A 19,184-nucleotide genomic window follows, 5' to 3' on the forward strand; every position below is an offset into this window, starting at 1 on the left:
CAGCGCCTGCTTTAAGCGCTCGCCTCGACCTGACGAACAATGATCGTCAGCTGCGAAAACGGTTTGAAAACTCGGCCCGAACGGCCACGGCCGCGCGGAGAGAAACGCTTCATCACGATTCCCTTGCCGACGAAAGCCTGCGAGACGACGAGATCGTCGACTTCGAGCTCGTGATTGTTCTCGGCATTGGCGATCGCCGATTCCAGGCACTTCTTGACGTCGACCGCAATCCGCTTGCGCGAGAACTGCAGGTCGGCGAGGGCTGCCGACGCCTTGCGGCCGCGGATCATCTGCGCCACCAGGTTCAGCTTCTGCGGGCTCACCCGAAGCATCCGGGCCACAGCCTTGGCCTCGTTGTCGGGGAGGCTCCGTTCGCGCTTTGGTTTGCTCATCGCTTAATCCTCAAGCCTTCTTGGCTTTCTTATCGCCCGAATGGCCGTGGAAGGTGCGGGTCGGCGAGAACTCGCCGAACTTGTGGCCGACCATCTCTTCGTTGATGGCCACCGGCACGTGCTTCTGGCCGTTGTAGACGCCGAACGTCAGGCCGACGAACTGCGGCAGGATGGTCGAGCGGCGGCTCCAGATCTTGATGACGTCGTGACGGCCGGACGCGCGCGCCGCATCTGCCTTCTTGAGCAGCGACGCCTCGACGAACGGGCCTTTCCAGACTGAACGAACCATGTCCGTCGTTCCTTACTTCTTCCGCTTGTGGCGGCTCAAGAGAATGAATTTGTCGGTCGACTTGTTGGTGCGGGTCTTCTTGCCCTTGGTGGGCTTGCCCCATGGAGTGACCGGGTGACGACCGCCCGAGGTACGGCCTTCGCCGCCGCCGTGCGGATGGTCGATCGGGTTCATCGCGACACCGCGGTTGTGCGGGCGGCGGCCCATCCAACGCTTGCGGCCGGCCTTGCCGATCGAGGTGTTCATGTGGTCCGGGTTCGACACCGCACCGATGGTGCCGCGGCAACGGCCGTGCACCAGGCGCTGCTCGCCCGAGTTCAGGCGGACGATCACGTAGTCCTGGTCGCGGCCGACGATCTGGGCGTAGGTGCCGGCCGAACGCGCGAGCTGGCCGCCCTTCCCGATCTTGACCTCGATGTTGTGCACGATCGTGCCGACCGGCATGTTGCCGAGCGGCATGACGTTGCCCGGCTTCACGTCGACATAGTTGCCGGCGACGATGGTGTCGCCAACCGCCAGGCGCTGCGGCGCCAGGATGTAGGCGAGCTCGCCGTCCTGATACTTGATCAGGGCGATGAAGGCCGTGCGGTTCGGATCGTACTCCAGGCGCTCGACGGTCGCGGGAACGTCGACCTTGTCACGCTTGAAGTCGACCGTGCGGTACGACTGCTTGTGGCCACCGCCGAGGAAGCGAACCGTGATGCGGCCGGTGTTGTTGCGGCCGCCGCTCGACTGCTTGCCCTCGGTCAGAGCCTTGACCGGCTTGCCCTTGTACAGGGCCGAACGATCGACCATCACCAGCTGGCGCTGGCCCGGCGTCGTGGGATTGAATGTCTTCAGTGCCATGGCAGCTCAGCCTTACAGTCCGGTGGTCACGTCGATGCGGTGGCCCTCTTCGAGGGTCACGATCGCGCGCTTGCTGTCCGATTGCGAACCGAAATTGCCGCGGAACACCTTGGTCTTGCCCTTGCGGACGAGCGTGTTCACGCTCTTGACCTTGACGTCGAACAGCTTCTCGATCGCTTCCTTGATCTGCGGCTTGGTCGCCTTGGCGGCCACCTTGAACAGAACCTTGTTCTGCTCGGAGGCAAACGTCGCCTTCTCGGTCACGACCGGCGCGATGATGATGTCGTAGTGGCGCGGATCGATGGTCTTCATTTGAAGCGCGCCTCCAGCGCATCGATCGCCGCCTTGGTCAGCACGAGCTTCTGACGGCGCAGGATGTCGTAGACGTTGATGCCCTGGATCGGCAGCACGTCCAGGTTCGGGATATTGCGGGCCGCAGCGGCGAAGCCGTTGTGCAGCTCGGCGCCGTCGATGATCAGCGCGTTGGTCAGGCCGAGACCCGAGAAGTGGCCGATCAGCGCCTTGGTCTTCGCTGCCTCGAGGGTGGCGTTCTCCAAGACGACCAGATCACCGTCCTTGGCCTTGGCCGACAGCGCATGCTTCAGCGCGAGCGCACGGACCTTCTTCGGCAGATCGGTCGCATGCGAGCGCACGACCGGACCGAAGGCGCGGCCACCGCCACGGAACTGCGGCACGCGGGCCGAGCCGTGACGAGCACCGCCGGTGCCCTTCTGCTTGTACATCTTCTTGCCGGTGCGCCAGATCTCGGCGCGGCCCTTGGCCTTGTGGGTGCCGGCCTGGCGCTTGTTCAGCTGCCACTGGACGCAGCGCTGAATGATGTCGGCGCGCGGCTCCAGGCCGAAGATGGCGTCGGACAGCTGGACGGAGCCGGCTTCCTTGCCCTCGAGCGTGGTGACTTTCAGTTCCATTTATGCGCCCTCCTGCACGGCCGGCGCTTCGGCAGCCTGCTCACCCGCGACCTTGAACTTGCCGGGCTTCGGCGCTTCCTTCGGCAGCGGCTTCTTGACGGCGTCGCGCACCGAGATCCAGCCACCCTTGGAGCCGGGCACCGCGCCTTCCACCAGGATCAGGCCGCGCTCAACATCCGTCTGCACCACACGCAGGTTCAGCGTGGTGATGCGATCGACACCCATGTGACCGGGCATCTTCTTGTTCTTCCAGGTCTTGCCGGGGTCCTGACGGCCACCGGTCGAACCGATCGAACGGTGCGACACCGACACACCGTGCGTGGCGCGCAGACCGCCGAAGTTCCAGCGCTTCATGCCGCCCGCGAAGCCCTTACCGACCGAGGTGCCGGTGACGTCGACGAACTGGCCGACGACGAAATGGTCGGCCTGGATCTCGGCGCCGACCGGGATCAGCGAGTCCTCGCTGACACGGAATTCGGCGAGCTTGCGCTTCGGCTCGACCTTGGCGACCGCGAACTGGCCGCGCTCCGCCTTCGGCATGTAGACCGTCTTGCGGCTGCCGCTGCCGAGCTGCAGCGCGACGTAGCCGTTCTTCTCGGTGGTGCGGTGACCGACCACCTGGCAATTGCCGAGCTTCAGCACGGTCACGGGGATATGTTCGCCGGTCTCCGTGAAGACCCGCGTCATCCCGACCTTTTGTGCGATCACTCCGGAGCGCATCGGCGTGCTTCCTGTTCTTCTCTATGTCCGCGATGGGGCGAACGTGAATCCAAAAACTTAGAGCTTGATCTCGACGTCGACGCCGGCAGCCAGGTCGAGCTTCATGAGAGCATCGACGGTCTGGGGGGTCGGATCGACGATGTCGAGGAGGCGCTTGTGGGTGCGCATCTCGAACTGCTCGCGGCTCTTCTTGTCGACGTGCGGCGAACGGTTGACGGTGAACTTCTCGATGCGGGTCGGCAGCGGAATGGGTCCGCGAACCTGCGCGCCGGTCCGTTTCGCCGTGTTGACGATCTCGCGCGTCGACGTATCGAGGATACGATGGTCAAACGCCTTGAGACGGATGCGGATATTTTGGCCGTTCATTGCCGTATCTTTCTTTGAGTAGTGAGTGGCGAGTAGCGAACGGCGAATGGATCTCCATTCGCCACCCGCCATTCCCTATTCGTGTTGTTACTCGATGATCGAGGCGACGACGCCGGCGCCGACGGTGCGGCCGCCTTCACGGATGGCGAAGCGCAGCTTCTCTTCCATCGCGATCGGCACGATCAGGTGCACTTCCATCGCGATGTTGTCGCCCGGCATCACCATCTCGGTGCCTTCCGGCAGGTGAACGACGCCGGTCACGTCGGTCGTGCGGAAGTAGAACTGCGGACGATAGTTGGTGAAGAACGGAGTGTGACGGCCGCCCTCTTCCTTGGTGAGGATGTACGCCTCAGCCTTGAACTTGGTGTGCGGCTTGACCGAACCCGGCTTGCAGAGAACCTGGCCGCGCTCGACGTCCTCACGCTTGGTGCCGCGGAGCAGCGCACCGATGTTGTCGCCGGCCTGGCCCTGATCGAGCAGCTTGCGGAACATTTCGACGCCGGTGACGGTGGTCTTCTGGGTCGGACGGATGCCGACGATCTCGATTTCCTCACCGACCTTGATGATGCCGCGCTCGACACGGCCGGTCACGACGGTGCCGCGGCCCGAGATCGAGAACACGTCTTCGACCGGCATCAGGAAGGGCTGGTCGATCGGACGCTCCGGCTGCGGAATGTACTCGTCGACATTGCGCATCAGCTCGAGGATGGCGTCGTGGCCGAGCTTCTTGTCCGAATCTTCGAGAGCGGCCAGCGCCGAGCCCTTGATGATCGGGATCTTGTCGCCCGGGAATTCGTACTTCGAGAGCAGCTCACGAACCTCGAGTTCGACCAGTTCGAGCAGCTCCGGATCGTCGACCATGTCGCACTTGTTGAGGAACACGACCAGCGCGGGAACGCCGACCTGGCGGGCGAGCAGGATGTGCTCGCGGGTCTGCGGCATCGGGCCGTCAGCAGCCGACACGACCAGGATCGCACCGTCCATCTGGGCGGCGCCGGTGATCATGTTCTTCACGTAGTCGGCGTGGCCGGGGCAGTCGACGTGCGCGTAGTGGCGGTTCTTGGTCTCGTACTCGACGTGCGCGGTCGAGATGGTGATGCCGCGGGCCTTCTCTTCCGGCGCCTTGTCGATCTGGTCGTAGGCAGTGAACGTCGCACCGCCCGTCTCGGCCAGGATCTTGGTGATTGCAGCGGTCAGCGAGGTCTTGCCGTGGTCGACGTGACCGATGGTGCCGATGTTGCAGTGGGGCTTGTTACGTTCAAACTTAGCTTTGGCCATTTGACTCTCCGTTCAGTCGCTAACTTGAGCTAACGACAATCAGGCAAACTTCTTCTGGACTTCAGCCGACACGTTGGCCGGCGCTTCAGCGTAGTGCGAGAACTGCATCGTGAAGGTCGCGCGCCCCTGGCTCATCGAGCGCAGGTTATTCACGTAACCGAACATGTTCATGAGCGGCACCATCGCGTTGATGACGTTGGCGTTGCCGCGCATGTCCTGGCCCTGGATCTGGCCACGACGGGAGTTCAGGTCGCCGATGACCGAACCGGTGTAGTCTTCCGGGGTCACGACCTCGACCTTCATGATCGGCTCGAGCAGAACGGACTTGCCCTTCTGCAGCGCCTCACGGAAGGCCGCGCGCGACGCGATTTCGAAGGCCAGGGCCGACGAGTCGACGTCGTGATACTTGCCGTCGACCAGCGACACCTTGACGTCGACCACCGGGAAGCCGGCGACCACGCCCGCGCCGAGCACACTCTCGATGCCCTTTTCGACGCCGGGGATGTATTCCTTCGGAACCGCACCACCGACGATCTTGGACTCGAACACGTAGCCGCCGCCCGGCTCGTTCGGCTCGACCACGATGCTCACGGCCGCGAACTGGCCGGTACCACCGGTCTGCTTCTTGTGGGTGTAGTCCACATTGGCCGGCTTGGTGATGCGCTCACGGAACGCCACCTGCGGCGCGCCAATATTCGCATCGACCTTGTAGGTACGCTTCAGGATGTCGACCTTGATGTCGAGATGGAGCTCGCCCATGCCCTTGAGGATGGTCTGGCCCGACTCGTGATCGGTCGACACGCGGAAGGACGGATCCTCGGCAGCGAGCTTCGCGAGCGCGATGCCCAGCTTCTCCTGGTCGGCCTTCGACTTCGGCTCGATCGCGATCTCGATGACCGGCTCCGGGAATTCCATCTTTTCCAGGATCACCTGGTTGTTCGAATCGCACAGCGTGTCACCGGTGCGCGCTTCCTTGAGGCCGGCGAGAGCGACGATGTCGCCCGCATAGGCTTCCTTGATGTCCTCGCGGTTGTTGGCGTGCATCAGCAGCATGCGGCCGATGCGCTCCTTCTTCTCGCGGGTCGAGTTCACGACGCCGGTGCCCGAGGTCAGGATGCCCGAATAGATGCGGCAGAACGTGATCGTGCCGACGAACGGGTCGTCCATGATCTTGAACGCCAGCAGCGACAGCGGCTCCTTGTCGTCCGCCTTGCGCAGAACCTCGTTGCCCTTGTCGTCGGTGCCCTTGATCGCGGGCACGTCGAGCGGCGATGGCAGATAGTCGACGACGGCGTCGAGCAAGGGCTGCACGCCCTTGTTCTTGAAGGCCGAGCCGCACAGCACCGGATAGAATGCACCGGTCAGCACCGCCTTGCGGATCAGGCGCTTCAGGGTCGCCTCGTCCGGCTCCTTGCCGTCCAGGAAGGCTGCGAGGGCGTCATCGTCGAGCTCGACGGCGGCTTCGACCAGCTTCTCACGATATTCGGCAGCCTGGTCGGCGAGATCGTCCGGGATCTCGACGTAGTCGAACTTCGCGCCGAGCGATTCATCGTTCCAGACGATCGCCTTCATGGTCACGAGGTCGATACAGCCCTTGAAGTTGTTCTCAGAGCCGATCGGCAGCTGAATCGCAACCGGCTTCGCGCCCAGGCGATCGACGATGTCGGCCAGGCACTTGAAGAAGTCGGCGCCGGTCTTGTCCATCTTGTTGGCGAAGACGATCCGCGGCACCTTGTACTTGTCGCCCTGGCGCCAGACGGTCTCGGTCTGCGGCTCGACGCCCTGGTTGGAGTCGAGAACGCACACGGCGCCGTCGAGCACGCGCAAGCTGCGCTCGACTTCGATGGTGAAGTCGACGTGGCCAGGAGTGTCGATGATGTTCAGGCGCTTGCCGTTCCAGAACGCGGTGGTGGCAGCCGAGGTGATCGTGATGCCACGCTCCTGCTCCTGCTCCATCCAGTCCATCGTCGCGGCACCTTCGTGCACTTCGCCGATCTTGTGGCTCTTGCCCGTGTAGTACAGGATGCGCTCGGTGGTCGTGGTCTTACCGGCGTCGATGTGCGCCATGATACCGAAGTTACGATAGTCTTCGATGGCGTGTTGGCGGGGCATGGGTGTGTTCCCTGATTTCCGTTCGGGTCGCCGTTACCAGCGATAGTGCGAGAAGGCGCGGTTGGCTTCCGCCATCCGGTGCACGTCTTCACGCTTCTTCACGGCGTTCCCCCGGTTGTTCGAGGCGTCGAGCAGCTCCGCCGAAAGCCGCTCGGTCATGGTCTTCTCGTTGCGGTCACGCGCAGCCGAGATCAGCCAGCGAATGCCCAGCGCCTGACGGCGGGTGGAGCGCACCTCGACCGGCACCTGGTACGTCGCACCACCGACGCGGCGCGAGCGCACTTCGATCGTCGGCATGACGTTCTCGAGCGCCTGCTCGAACACCGTCAGCGGGCTCTGCTTGGTCTTGGATTCGATGAGGCCGAACGCCCCATAGACGATCCCTTCGGCAACCGACTTCTTGCCGGCGTACATCACCGAATTCATGAACTTGGTGACGATGATGTTCCCGAACTTCGGATCCGGAAGCACTTCACGCTTTTCGGCTGAATGGCGACGCGACATCTGATCTGTTCCCGCTTTTCTCGAACGTCTTACTTCGGACGCTTCGCGCCGTACTTCGAACGGCGCTGCTTACGGTTCTTGACGCCCTGGGTATCCAGCACGCCGCGGAGGATGTGGTAGCGCACGCCCGGCAAGTCCTTGACGCGGCCGCCGCGGATCATGACCACCGAGTGCTCCTGCAGGTTATGGCCCTCACCCGGGATGTAGCCGATCACCTCGAAGCCGTTGGTCAGGCGCACCTTGGCGACCTTACGAAGCGCCGAGTTCGGCTTCTTCGGGGTCGTGGTGTAGACGCGCGTGCAAACGCCACGCTTCTGCGGCGACTGCTGCAGCGCCGGCACCTTCTTGCGCGACTTCTGCACTTCGCGCGGATTTGCGATCAGCTGGTTGATCGTCGGCATCTTGGCCTTCACCCTTCTCAACGTTCGCACGGAAACCACGATGGGTTTCCGCAAATTCTGTTTGAGGTTCCCCGCCTCACCCGGCCGCTTCGCGCGACGAAATCCGCGCAAAACGAAATCGCGCCAACCGTTCATCGCTGAACGGAAAGCGCTTGACGCCACAGAGGACCGCGATAACCACCTACCCGCTTGCGCTGGCGGCGGCCTACCGAGGTCATGCATCCGAAATTGGTCTCAAGAGAACGAGCTCGAGAGATCTAAAATCGTTCTGGCATTGCCTAGCTATGATCGACAGCGTTTGAGCGGCATTCGTCGAGGTTGGTGCCCATCGTGCCCTGTTAGGGGCGGTCCGGGTGATCCGTACCGACGCTGGCGAAGCTCACCGCCTGTCGTTGAGTGCCGGCCTTTTATAAGCGGTAAATACCCAAGTCAAGCAAAACGACGCCGCAGGATGCGCAAAGCAGTCGTTTCCATGTCGATGCTTGGCGCGCTGGGCCAGCGCCCGGCAACAGATACCGGCACAGCTTACCTATTCATTCAAGCAGGGCCGTCAAGTCCGTGATGCCGCTACGAAATTGGGTGCCGTAGGGTGGGCAAAGCGGCCGCCCGAAAGGGCGGCAGCGTGCCCACCGTCTCACCCCGGAGTACGCCGTCCGACGGTGGGCACGGCGCTACCGCCAGCTCACGCGCGGATGCACCGGGGCCGCGCCTTTGCCCACCCTACAGATCACCGACAGCGATTCCCTTCACCCTCCGCAACAATCTGAAACATCGCGGCTAAGGCTTTGTTCGGCTTTGGCGGGCAAGGATGGCGCTTCGACGAGGCGCCCGGTGACCCACTATACCGACATCGCGATCATTGGCGGCGGCCTGGCCGGCTCGACCGCGGCTGCCATGCTCGGACGCGCCGGCGTTGCGGCGATTCTGGTCGACCCCCACGCGGTCTACCCGCCGGACTTCCGAATCGAGAAGATTTCCGGCGCGGAGCAGATCGGGCGTTTCCGACGCACGGGGGTCGCGGACCTGGCGCTGCGCCGGGCGACCCTGGCCTCCGAGAACTGGATCGCCCGATTCGGTTACGTCCTCGATCACGCGCCGGTGCATCAATACGGCATCCTGTACGACGCGCTGGTGGCGGCGGTGCGGGAAGAGATTCCCGGCTCCGTGCCGCGGATCCTGGCCAAGGCGGTTGCGATCACCCCCAGCGAGGATCGCCAGTCCGTCGTGCTCTCCAATGGCGACACGATCTCGGCGCGGCTGGTCGTGCTCGCCAATGGGCTGAACGTCGGCTTGCGGCACATGCTGGGAATCACCCGGACGATCACCAGCCCTGCGCATTCGATCTCGGTCGGCTTCGATCTGGTGCCTGGCGGCGGTCCCAGCTTTCCGTTCCCGGCCATGACCTATTTCCAGGAGCGCGCCAGCAGCCGGGTTCCCTACATCACGCTGTTTCCGATCGGCGACCGCATGCGCGCCAACCTGTTCGCCTATCGCGCGGTCGACGATCCCTGGCTGCGGTCGGTCCGGCACCATCCGGCCGAGACCCTGGAGGCAGCCCTGCCCGGCCTCAAGCGGATCACCGGCGACTACACGGTCAGCGGCGAGGTCAAGGTCCGGCCGGCCGACCTCATCGTCAACAGCGGCACCCGCATACCCGGTGTCGTCCTGGTCGGCGACGCCTTCTGCACCACCTGCCCGGTCACCGGCACCGGCTCCGACAAGGTGTTCACCGACGTCGAGCGTCTCTGCAACGTCCACATCCCGCGCTGGCTTTCGACCGAGGGCATGAGCGACACCAAGATCGCGGCGTTCTACGACGATCCGGTCAAGAGAGCCTGCGATGCCTGGTCGCTGCAGAAGGCCTGGGAGTTCCGCGAAGTCTCGATCGGCCGCGGCCCCTATTGGCTCGCCCAGCGCTGGGCCCGATTCGCCGTCTCGCTCGGCCGCGGCGTACGGCACCGGCTGGCTGGCCCCCTGCTCGCGACGCGATCGCTCAGTCCGGATGAGCGCCGCGATATCCGGGGTCTGACCGAAAGCTCGTGAGCCCCCACGAGTCGCATTGCCATTCGGGCCCCGCCTCTCTCTGCGTCATTGCGAGCGCAGCGAATCAATCCAGAGTCGCATGCGCAGCCCTGGATTGCTTCGCTGCGCTCGCAATGACGGAGGAGAGATCCGTCGTACGTTCCGCATCTCACTGCGCTGAGGCGTGATGCGGACTAGTCCTCGTCGTCCTCGTCCTCATCATCCTCGAGGTCGTCGTCTTCATCCTCATCATCATCGTCGTCATCCGCCTGAGCGACCCGGCTCGGCTGATGGCCTTGGTCGTCCCAGAGCTTGCGATAGGTGCCGTTCTTGGCGAGCAGCTCGGCATGGCTGCCGCGCTCGATGGCGCGGCCGCCGGAGATGACGATGATCTCGTCCATCTCGACCACTGACGTGAGGCGGTGGGTCGACCAGATCATGGTGCGGCCCTTGGAAACCTTGAGCAGGGTGCGGTTGATCGCGGCCTCGGTGGTCTGGTCGAGCGCCGAGGTCGCCTCGTCGAGCAGCAGCACGGAGGGATTGCGGATGATGGCGCGGGCGATCGCGATGCGCTGGCGTTGGCCGCCGGACAGCGTGTCGCCGCGCTCGCCAACCAGGGTGTCGTACTTCTGCGGCAGGCTCATGATGTAGCGGTGGATCTCGGCCTTCTTGGCCGCCTCCTCCACCTCTTCGTCGGTCGCGCCCTCCTTGCCGAGGCGGATGTTCTCCCGCAGCGACATGTTGAACAGCATGTTCTCCTGGAACACCACCGCCATGCTGCCGCGCAGCGAGTCGCGCGTCACCTTGCGGATGTCGACGCCGTCGATGGTGACCCGGCCTTCATCGGGCACATAGAGCCGCAGGATGAGGTTGAGCAGCGTGCTCTTGCCGGAGCCGGACGGACCGACGATGGCGATGCGCTTGCCGACGTCGAGCTTCAGGCTGAGATTGTCCAGCACCGGCGTCTGGCTGCCCTCATACTGGAAGCCGACACGCTCGAAGGTGATGTCATGGCTGATGCGCGGCAGGTCCGGTGCGCCCGGCCGGTCGGCGCCGCGCGTGGGCTCGTCCAGCAGCTCCTGCATGTGGCGGATCGCGGCCGCCGAGGAGATCGACACCGGGATGAAGTGCATGACATGGGCGATGTTGTAGGACACCTCCCAGAACGCGCTCTCGAAGGTGACGAAGGTGCCGATCGTGATCTGGCCCTTGGTGGCGAGATAGGCGCCGATGGCGAGCACGAACAGGTGCAGCAGCAGCACCGCGATGGTCACCGTGCGCTCTACCATCGTCGACAGGAACATCGCGTCCGCGATCTTCCGCCGTGCGGCGTCGTTGCGGAAGGAAAACCAGCCGAACACCTTGCGATGCAGGCTGAAGGCCTTGATCACCGCCTGCGCCGCGATGTTTTCCTGAATGACGCCGAGCAGCGACGCCTCGTTGAGCTTCTGCTCGTAGTTGGCCTGCACCGCCTTGGGCGTCAGGATGCGCGGGCCGATCAGCGTGATCGGGAACACCAGGAGCGCGATCGCGGCGAGCTGCCAGTTGAGGAACAGCATCAGGACGATGCCGGCGATGAGCTCGAGCAGCGGCAGCGCGGCGCTGTTGACGAAGGTCTTGACCACCCCCTCGAACGCCGACATGTCGACCGAGAAACGCGACAGGATCTCGCCGCGTTTGGTACGCTGGAAATAGGCCGCCGGCAGGTTCTGCACGTGGTCGAACAGCCGGGTGCGGACATCGGAAATGATGCCTGCCGCGAGGCGCGCGTCCCAGCGCTCGTAGAGCACGGCCACGATCGAGGTGAAGATTCCGGCGGCGGCGAGCACGCCGAGGATCCGGTACAGCGCCTCGAAATCCTCTTCGCCGAGCGCGTCGTCGATCAGGAACTTCAGGCTGAGCGGCATGATGACGTTGAACAACGTCTCGACCAGGACGCCGATCGTGACGAAAGCCAGGATCTTCTTGTAATTTGCGAGCAGCGGCCTGACGAAGCCGTAGATCGTCGCGAGCGCGCCGGCGGCCTCGCGCGCGCTATAGACGACGAGATCCTCGTCATCATCATCGTCGTCGAGATCGTCGTCCTCGTCCTCGCTGTCCTCGTCGTCATCCCCGTCGGAGGGCGGCGGCGCAGGCTTGCTGGCCTGTGGCGGCTTTGCGGGCTGCCCTGGCTTCGTGGTGGGCTGCACCGGCTTGGGCTGGGCGGGCTTTGCAGCCTCCGGCGGCTTTGCTGCCTCCGGCGGTTTGGGGGCCGGTAACGGCTCGGGGGGCGGCGGCGCTTCGGTCGTCGTCGGCGAGGTGGCGGCTACAGGTGCTTGAGTTACCGGCGGCGATTCGGGTGTCGTTGGCGCTCCCGGCGCGGCGGCTCCAGAAAGCCGATTTGCGATCTCGGCAGCGGCACCGGCGGCCGCCGCAATTCTTTCCCCGGCGATCCGATCGTCTGCGGTCTGACCGGGCGCAGCCGCGGCCGAACCGGATTTCGAACCTCGCTTCGAGCCTGATTTGGAGGCCGGCTTCGACCCTGACGTGGACTCTGGTTTCTTGGGCGCCATGCAACCAACCGAAGCAGCGTGGCCGACGACGCGCCAGCCCTGCGCGTCAGGCCTTTAACATCTGCACGGCGCCGCGGCCAGCGTCGTCAATCTTCGTCCTCGACCTTGTCGAAGAACGAGTAGCGCAGGCTGTCCGCGTCCGCATACCACTGGCCCGGGCCCTTGTTGGCCGCCAGGGTCGCGGCCCAAACCTCGTCGGTGCAATCGCGGCGGTGCATGGCGAGATCGAAGCCATTGCCGAAGAACAGCTCCGACCACTCCCACCAAGTGCCGAGCTTCTTGACGCCGCGCAGCAGGTCGTAGCGGTCGACCAGCGCCGGCGCCATGTCCGAGGTGATCGAGCCGAACACGAGGCCGGTCTTGACGACGCGGTTGAGCTCCCGAATCGCGCGCGCGACCTGCTTGTCGCCGAGATGGCAGAGGCTGGTTTCGAACACGAAGTCGAACTCGCCGGACTTGAACGGCATGTCCGCGATCGAGCCGAGCTTGTTGTACTTCTTCAGCGCCTTCGGCGTCTTGCCGTGGATGTAGCGGTTGTTCTCGATGCCCCAGGCATCGATGCCGCGATCACGCAGCGCGCCGACAAGCTCGCCGCTGGCCGAGCCTGCAACCAGCAGCTTGTAGCCCTTGCCCTTGCTCTTGTTCCAGACGATCTTGATCAGGCTGAGCAGATAGTCCGGATCGGTGAAGTGCGACCAGGCTTCGCCATACGGCCCCTGCCCGCGGTAATTGTCGAAATAGTCGCGGTCGATCTTGTCCGACAGCGGCGTTTCCGCCTGCGACCTGGCGCGGCGCAGCCGCATCATCTCGGTCAGGATGATGTCGGTCGCCGCATCGGAGGAATCGAGCAGGCCGTTGAGGGTCGAATCGAACAGGTAGTCGCCGACCACCACGATCCCCGGATGCTCCTTCGGCTCGGGCCGGTGATTCGTCATCACGTCGCGCACCGGCAGGCCGCCGGGCAGCGCGTTCACCGACGACAGCCAGCGATGGATCTTGCCTTCCATGAAATGCGCCCTGGAATCGCCGAGCGCAGCCGGCAGCGACTTCAGCGCGGCGTCGATCAGCTCCTGGTCGGAGAGATTGGCAAAGGCCAGCGCATCGGAGCCGGCGATCAGCCAGTTGAGCACGCCATGCTTGCCGACGTCGTGGCGCGAGCCCTCATTGTAGATGCAGCAGCCGCCGAACGCCTCCGACATGAACCAGGAGCCCGGAATCCTGTCGCCCCAGAACGGCTCGTCGAACAGGATCGAGACGCGCAGATAATGCGCGGGGCGGTCGAAATAGGCGACGTGCTTGACCATCGACCGGCGCAGCTTCTCGCCCTCCCAGCCGACCGTCGACAGCCAGGAATGCGGCAGGCACACCAGCACGAGATCGAACTCGCGGCTCTCCGGCCCCTTGCCGTTCATCATGTTGAGGCGGTAGCGGCCCTGCTCGGTCTTGCCGATGCGCAGCACACGATGGTTGAGCTGGATGTCGGCATCGACCTCCGAGCGCAGGCACTCGATCAGCTGCTCATTGCCGTTCTGGATCGAGTACAGGCCGATGTAGTCGTCGATATCCATCACGAAGTTCTTTAGCGCGTTGAGGCCGTTGGTGTTGTGGGCCTCGGTCGCGAGGTCGGAGCGCGCCATCACCTTGAAGAAGCGCTTGGCGGTGGCGTCTTCGACCTCCTCGTCGAGCAGCTGCTCGCAGGTCTTGTAGGCCCAGGGGTGCTCGTTGTCGTGCGCGCCGACGCCTTCGTAGTACTCGACCGGCGAAATCACGTCGGAACAACGCTTGCGAAACGCCTCCACGGCGGCGGCGGTCTTCGGACCGTATTTGCGGCGCAGGCCAGGCACGTCGTCGAGCAGCTCACCGTCGAGCTGCACCTGCATCGCGTCCATCGGTATCGTCTGCAGGCCGAAATGCTGAATCAGCTCGCGCAGCGGGTCGGGGCCGGTCATCGAGTAATCGTAGATCTCGGCGACGCCCGCCTCGTACATCGCAGGCGCCGTGTCGAACTTGCGCGTGACGATCTTGCCGCCGAGCCGGTCGGACGCCTCGAAGATCGTCACCTTGCAGAGATCGCCGAGCTTACGCCTCAAGTACCAGGCGCTCATCAAGCCACCCGGACCGCCACCCACAATCGCAAGATCAAGCATCGAAGTTCCGCCATCTCCGGCTGTCGGTGACGTCGCCGGTCGTCCAGATCACCACGGGTCCTGCCACCCTCGGGGCCCGATCAGCCATAGCGTAACCGGTCCGCACAGGATTTGCGCCCGAGCAAATCGGCGCATCGCCATCGCGGTCGACGGAAATCACGTCAGCGGATCAGATACTCTCAGAAGCGCCTCTACGCCTGAAGGGAAGATGAACAACCCGCCCGCAGGATGGCAACCGGAGAAGATCATGTTAAAAAAAGGCCGGCAAACGCCGGCCTTTTCTACGGTTGATGAACGACGGAAGACCCTGACACCGCCAGGGCTTTCCAAGCCGTTCGTTACTCGGCCGGCGGCAGCGCCAGCGGCTGCGGCTCGGGCTGCGACGGCACGATCGCCGCCTGCTTTTCGCGCTCGTCGAGAATCAGCTTGTCGCGCTTCAGAGCGACTTCGCGGATGCGGGCCATGGAGGCGCCGGTGCCGGCCGGAATCAGGCGGCCGACGATGACGTTCTCCTTGAGACCCTCGAGCGGATCGATCTTGCCGTTGACCGCCGCCTCGGTGAGGACGCGGGTGGTCTCCTGGAACGAGGCCGCCGAGAAGAACGACCGGGTCTGCAGGCTCGCCTTGGTGATGCCGAGCAGAACCGGATTGCCGGTGGCGGGCTTCTTGCCCTCCTCCGCCGCCTTCGCGTTGAGCAGGTCGAACTCGATCTTGTCGACCTGTTCGCCCGAGATCATGTCGGTATCGCCCTGGTCGGTGACCTCGATCTTCTGCAGCATCTGACGGACAATCACCTCGATGTGCTTGTCGTTGATGAGCACGCCCTGCAGCCGGTAGACCTCCTGGATCTCGTTGACCAGATAGGCCGCGAGTTCCTCGATGCCCTTGATTGCCAGGATGTCGTGCGGCGCCGGGTTGCCTTCGACGATGAAGTCACCCTTCTCGACGATGTCGCCATCCTGCAGATGGATGTGCTTGCCCTTCGGGATCAGGTACTCGCGAGCTTCCTCGGTCTTGTCGACAGGCTCGATCGAGATGCGACGCTTGTTCTTGTAGTCGCGGCCGAACCGGATGGTGCCGGCGATCTCGGCAATGATCGCGGCATCCTTCGGCTTGCGCGCTTCGAACAGCTCCGCCACCCGCGGCAGACCGCCGGTGATGTCGCGCGTCTTGGCGCTCTCGGTCGAGATACGCGCCAGGATGTCGCCCGGCTTGACCGTCGCCCCGACGTCGACCGACAGAATGGCGTCGACCGACAGCATGTAGCGGGCATCACCGCCACGAGCGAGCTTGAGGACCTTGCCGTCCTTGCCCTTGATCACGATGGCCGGACGCAGATCCGCGCCACCGCGCGTTCCGCGCCAGTCGATGACCACGCGCTTGGCGATGCCGGTGGACTCGTCGAGCGTTTCCGAGATCGAGAGGCCTTCGGTGAGGTCCTCGAACCCGATCGTGCCCTCGGCTTCGGTGAGGATCGGGCGGGTGTAGGGATCCCACTCGGCGATGCGCTGGCCGCGCTTGATCGTATCGCCTTCGTCGATGTGCATGCGCGCACCGTACTGGATACGATGGGTCGCACGTTCCGAGCCGTCGGCATCGACGATCGCAACGACCATGTTGCGGACCATTGCGACCAGGTGACCCTCGCTGTTGCGGGCGATCGCCTTGTTGCGGATCACGACCTTGCCTTCGAAGTTCGATTCGACGAAGGACTGCTCGTTGAGCTGCGCGGCGCCGCCGATGTGGAACGTGCGCATCGTCAGCTGAGTGCCCGGCTCACCGATCGACTGCGCGGCGATGACGCCGACAGCTTCACCGTGGTTGACCGGCGTACCGCGCGCGAGGTCGCGGCCGTAGCACATCTTGCAGATGCCGTTGACGAGCTCGCAGGTGAGCGCCGAACGGATCTTCACCTCCTGCACGCCGGCCTGCTGGATGGCGTCGATATGGCTCTCCTCCATCAGCGTGCCGGCCTTGATCAGCACGTTGCCGGTGGCCGGATCACGCACGTCATCGCAGGGCACGCGGCCCAGGATGCGCGAGCCGAGCGAGGCCACGACCGTGCCGGCGTCGACGATGGCGCGCATCTTGATGCCGAGATGGGTGCCGCAATCGTCCTGCGTGATGATGCAGTCCTGCGCGACGTCGACCAGACGACGGGTCAGGTAACCCGAGTTCGCGGTCTTCAACGCGGTGTCCGCGAGACCCTTGCGGGCGCCGTGGGTCGAGTTGAAGTACTCGAGAACCGAGAGGCCTTCCTTGAAGTTCGAGATGATCGGCGTCTCGATGATCTCACCCGACGGCTTGGCCATCAGGCCGCGCATGCCGGCGAGCTGACGCATCTGGGCCGGCGAACCACGTGCACCGGAGTGCGACATCATGTAGATCGAGTTGATGTCGGCATCCGCGCCCGTCGCCGTCTTCTTGGTGACGGAGATCTCCTTCATCATCTCCTTGGCGATCTCTTCCGAGGCCTTCGACCAAGCGTCGACGACCTTGTTGTACTTCTCGCCATGGGTGATCAGGCCGTCATTGTACTGCTGCTCGAAATCCTTCGCCAGCGTACGCGTGGTGTCGACGATCTTCCACTTGCCCGCCGGCACGACCATGTCGTCCTTGCCGAACGAGATGCCCGCCTTGAAGGCGTTGTAGAAGCCGAGCGCCATGATGCGGTCGCAGAAGATCACCGTCTCCTTCTGGCCGCAGTGACGGTAGACCTGATCGATGACGCCCGAGATCTCGCGCTTGGTCATCAGCTTGTTGATGACCTCGAAGGTGACGCGCGGATGCTTCGGCAGCAGATTGCCGAGCATGACGCGGCCCGCGGTGGTCTCGATCCAGCGCTTCGAGATCTTGCCGTCCTCGTTCATCCCCTCCCAGCGATACTTGATCTTGGTATGGAGATGGATGGCCTTGGCGTGCAGTGCATGCTCGAGCTCGGCCATGTTGCCGAACGTCATGCCCTGGCCGTTCATGCCCTCGCGCATGATCGAGACGTAGTAGAGGCCGAGCACGATGTCCTGCGACGGCACGATGATCGGCTGACCATTGGCCGGATGCAGGATGTTGTTGGTCGACATCATCAGGACGCGCGCTTCCAGCTGCGCTTCGAGCGACAGCGGAACGTGCACGGCCATCTGGTCGCCGTCGAAGTCGGCGTTGAACGCCGAGCAGACCAGCGGATGCAGCTGGATCGCCTTGCCCTCGATCAGCACCGGCTCGAACGCCTGAATGCCGAGGCGATGCAGGGTCGGCGCGCGGTTCAGCAGCACCGGATGCTCGCGGATGACCTCGTCCAGGATGTCCCAGACCTCCGGACGCTCCTTCTCGACCAGCTTCTTGGCCTGCTTGACGGTCGTCGACAGGCCCTTGGCGTCGAGCCGCGAGTAGATGAACGGCTTGAACAGCTCGAGCGCCATCTTCTTCGGCAGGCCGCACTGATGCAGGCGCAGCTCCGGACCGACGACGATGACCGAACGGCCGGAGTAGTCGACACGCTTGCCGAGCAGGTTCTGACGGAAGCGGCCCTGCTTGCCCTTCAGCATGTCGGCGAGCGACTTCAGCGGACGCTTGTTGGCACCGGTGATGACGCGGCCGCGGCGGCCGTTGTCGAACAGCGCATCCACCGCTTCCTGAAGCATGCGCTTCTCGTTGCGGATGATGATGTCGGGCGCGCGCAGCTCCATCAGCCGCTTCAGGCGGTTGTTGCGGTTGATGACGCGGCGGTAGAGGTCGTTGAGGTCGGAGGTCGCGAAGCGGCCGCCGTCGAGCGGCACCAGCGGCCGCAGATCCGGCGGAATCACCGGCACCACGGTCATGATCATCCATTCCGGCTTGTTGCCGGAATGGCGGAACGCCTCGACGATCTTCAGGCGCTTGGCGAGCTTCTTGTGCTTGATGTCGGAGTCGGTCTCCTGCATCTCGGCACGCAGCGTCTGCTCGAGCTTCTCAAGCTCGAGGCCGCGCAAGAGCTCACGAATCGCCTCGGCGCCGATCATGGCGGTGAAGCTGTCCTGGCCGTACTCGTCCTGCGCCTTGAGGTACTCGTCCTCGGACAGCAGCTGACGGTCCTTGAGCGCGGTCAGACCCGGCTCGAGGACGACGTAGTATTCGAAATACAGGATCCGCTCGAGATCCTTCAGCGTCATGTCCAGCAGCAGGCCGATGCGCGACGGCAGCGACTTCAGGAACCAGATGTGCGCGACCGGAGCGGCGAGCTCGATGTGGCCCATGCGCTCGCGCCGGACGCGCGACAAGGTCACCTCGACCGAGCACTTTTCGCAGATGATGCCCTTGTACTTCATCCGCTTGTACTTGCCGCACAAGCACTCGTAGTCCTTGATCGGTCCGAAGATGCGGGCGCAGAACAGGCCGTCGCGCTCCGGCTTGAAGGTGCGGTAGTTGATCGTTTCCGGCTTCTTGATCTCGCCGTAGGACCAGGACAGAATCTTCTCTGGCGACGCAATCGAGATCCGGATCTGGTCGAAGACCTGAGCCGGCGTCGTCGGATTGAAGAGATTCATAATTTCTTGGTTCATCGTATTCTCCTCGCGGACCGATCGGGGGTCAGCCGCAAATTCGAAAATCTCTTGGCAGACGGCGCCCTGCCCCGACCCGCGGGAGGAA

15 protein-coding genes are annotated in these 19,184 nt (G+C 63.9%); 1 reads left to right on the top strand and 14 read right to left on the bottom strand.

Annotated features, from left to right (window positions below):
- Window positions 1-11: 11 nt before the first annotated feature.
- The 11 genes from rplV to rpsL all read right to left on the bottom strand — a co-directional run bounded on the left by rplV (window position 12) and on the right by rpsL (window position 7,837).
- Window positions 12-392, bottom strand: a complete 381-nt coding sequence (gene rplV / locus ACQR07_RS19160) for a 50S ribosomal protein L22 (protein WP_006611843.1) — start codon at window positions 390-392, stop codon at window positions 12-14.
- A 10-nt stretch (window positions 393-402) separates the two neighbouring features.
- The gene (rpsS, locus tag ACQR07_RS19165; protein ID WP_006611842.1) at window positions 403-681 is read right to left on the bottom strand and encodes a 30S ribosomal protein S19; all 279 of its coding nucleotides are present in this window, start codon (window positions 679-681) and stop codon (window positions 403-405) included.
- 12 nt (window positions 682-693) lie between these two features.
- On the bottom strand, window positions 694-1,527 hold the full coding sequence (gene rplB, locus ACQR07_RS19170) for a 50S ribosomal protein L2 (protein ID WP_434864620.1): 834 nt from the start codon (window positions 1,525-1,527) through the stop codon (window positions 694-696).
- Window positions 1,528-1,539: 12 nt separating this feature from the next.
- Window positions 1,540-1,839, bottom strand: coding sequence for a 50S ribosomal protein L23 (locus ACQR07_RS19175; RefSeq protein WP_006611840.1), 300 nt, complete (start codon window positions 1,837-1,839; stop codon window positions 1,540-1,542).
- A complete protein-coding gene (gene rplD / locus ACQR07_RS19180; protein WP_006611839.1) occupies window positions 1,836-2,456 on the bottom strand; it encodes a 50S ribosomal protein L4 in 621 nt (206 codons plus the stop codon). Before rplD ends, ACQR07_RS19175 begins: the two co-directional genes overlap by 4 nt.
- Window positions 2,457-3,176 carry a 50S ribosomal protein L3 gene (gene rplC / locus ACQR07_RS19185; RefSeq protein WP_434864621.1) on the bottom strand — a complete coding sequence of 240 codons (720 nt, stop codon included), beginning with the start codon at window positions 3,174-3,176 and terminating at the stop codon, window positions 2,457-2,459.
- A 57-nt stretch (window positions 3,177-3,233) separates the two neighbouring features.
- Entirely contained in the window at window positions 3,234-3,542 is a 309-nt protein-coding gene (gene rpsJ / locus ACQR07_RS19190; protein WP_002712302.1) for a 30S ribosomal protein S10, read from the bottom strand.
- Between the two features lie 87 nt (window positions 3,543-3,629).
- The gene (gene tuf, locus ACQR07_RS19195) at window positions 3,630-4,820 is read right to left on the bottom strand and encodes an elongation factor Tu (RefSeq protein WP_006611837.1); all 1,191 of its coding nucleotides are present in this window, start codon (window positions 4,818-4,820) and stop codon (window positions 3,630-3,632) included.
- Window positions 4,821-4,859: 39 nt separating this feature from the next.
- Window positions 4,860-6,932 carry an elongation factor G gene (fusA, locus tag ACQR07_RS19200; protein ID WP_434864622.1) on the bottom strand — a complete coding sequence of 691 codons (2,073 nt, stop codon included), beginning with the start codon at window positions 6,930-6,932 and terminating at the stop codon, window positions 4,860-4,862.
- 33 nt (window positions 6,933-6,965) lie between these two features.
- Entirely contained in the window at window positions 6,966-7,436 is a 471-nt protein-coding gene (rpsG, locus tag ACQR07_RS19205) for a 30S ribosomal protein S7 (protein ID WP_434864623.1), read from the bottom strand.
- Between the two features lie 29 nt (window positions 7,437-7,465).
- On the bottom strand, window positions 7,466-7,837 hold the full coding sequence (gene rpsL, locus ACQR07_RS19210; protein WP_006611834.1) for a 30S ribosomal protein S12: 372 nt from the start codon (window positions 7,835-7,837) through the stop codon (window positions 7,466-7,468).
- An 831-nt stretch (window positions 7,838-8,668) separates the two neighbouring features.
- Here rpsL and ACQR07_RS19215 point away from each other — a divergent pair.
- Window positions 8,669-9,880 carry an FAD-dependent oxidoreductase gene (locus tag ACQR07_RS19215; RefSeq protein WP_434903765.1) on the top strand — a complete coding sequence of 404 codons (1,212 nt, stop codon included), beginning with the start codon at window positions 8,669-8,671 and terminating at the stop codon, window positions 9,878-9,880.
- Window positions 9,881-10,053: 173 nt separating this feature from the next.
- On the opposite strand, the gene ACQR07_RS19220 is transcribed toward ACQR07_RS19215, so the two are convergent.
- From ACQR07_RS19220 to rpoC, 3 genes are all read right to left on the bottom strand, one after another.
- A complete protein-coding gene (locus ACQR07_RS19220) occupies window positions 10,054-12,411 on the bottom strand; it encodes an ABC transporter transmembrane domain-containing protein (RefSeq protein WP_434903766.1) in 2,358 nt (785 codons plus the stop codon).
- An 86-nt stretch (window positions 12,412-12,497) separates the two neighbouring features.
- Window positions 12,498-14,558 (bottom strand): FAD-dependent oxidoreductase, encoded by a 2,061-nt coding sequence (locus ACQR07_RS19225; RefSeq protein ID WP_434903767.1) that lies wholly within the window; start codon window positions 14,556-14,558, stop codon window positions 12,498-12,500.
- 338 nt (window positions 14,559-14,896) lie between these two features.
- Window positions 14,897-19,096 (bottom strand): DNA-directed RNA polymerase subunit beta', encoded by a 4,200-nt coding sequence (gene rpoC / locus ACQR07_RS19230; protein ID WP_434864627.1) that lies wholly within the window; start codon window positions 19,094-19,096, stop codon window positions 14,897-14,899.
- Window positions 19,097-19,184 lie beyond the last annotated feature (88 nt).

Source organism: Bradyrhizobium sp. HKCCYLS20291, assembly GCF_051167715.1.
Taxonomy (GTDB): domain Bacteria; phylum Pseudomonadota; class Alphaproteobacteria; order Rhizobiales; family Xanthobacteraceae; genus Bradyrhizobium.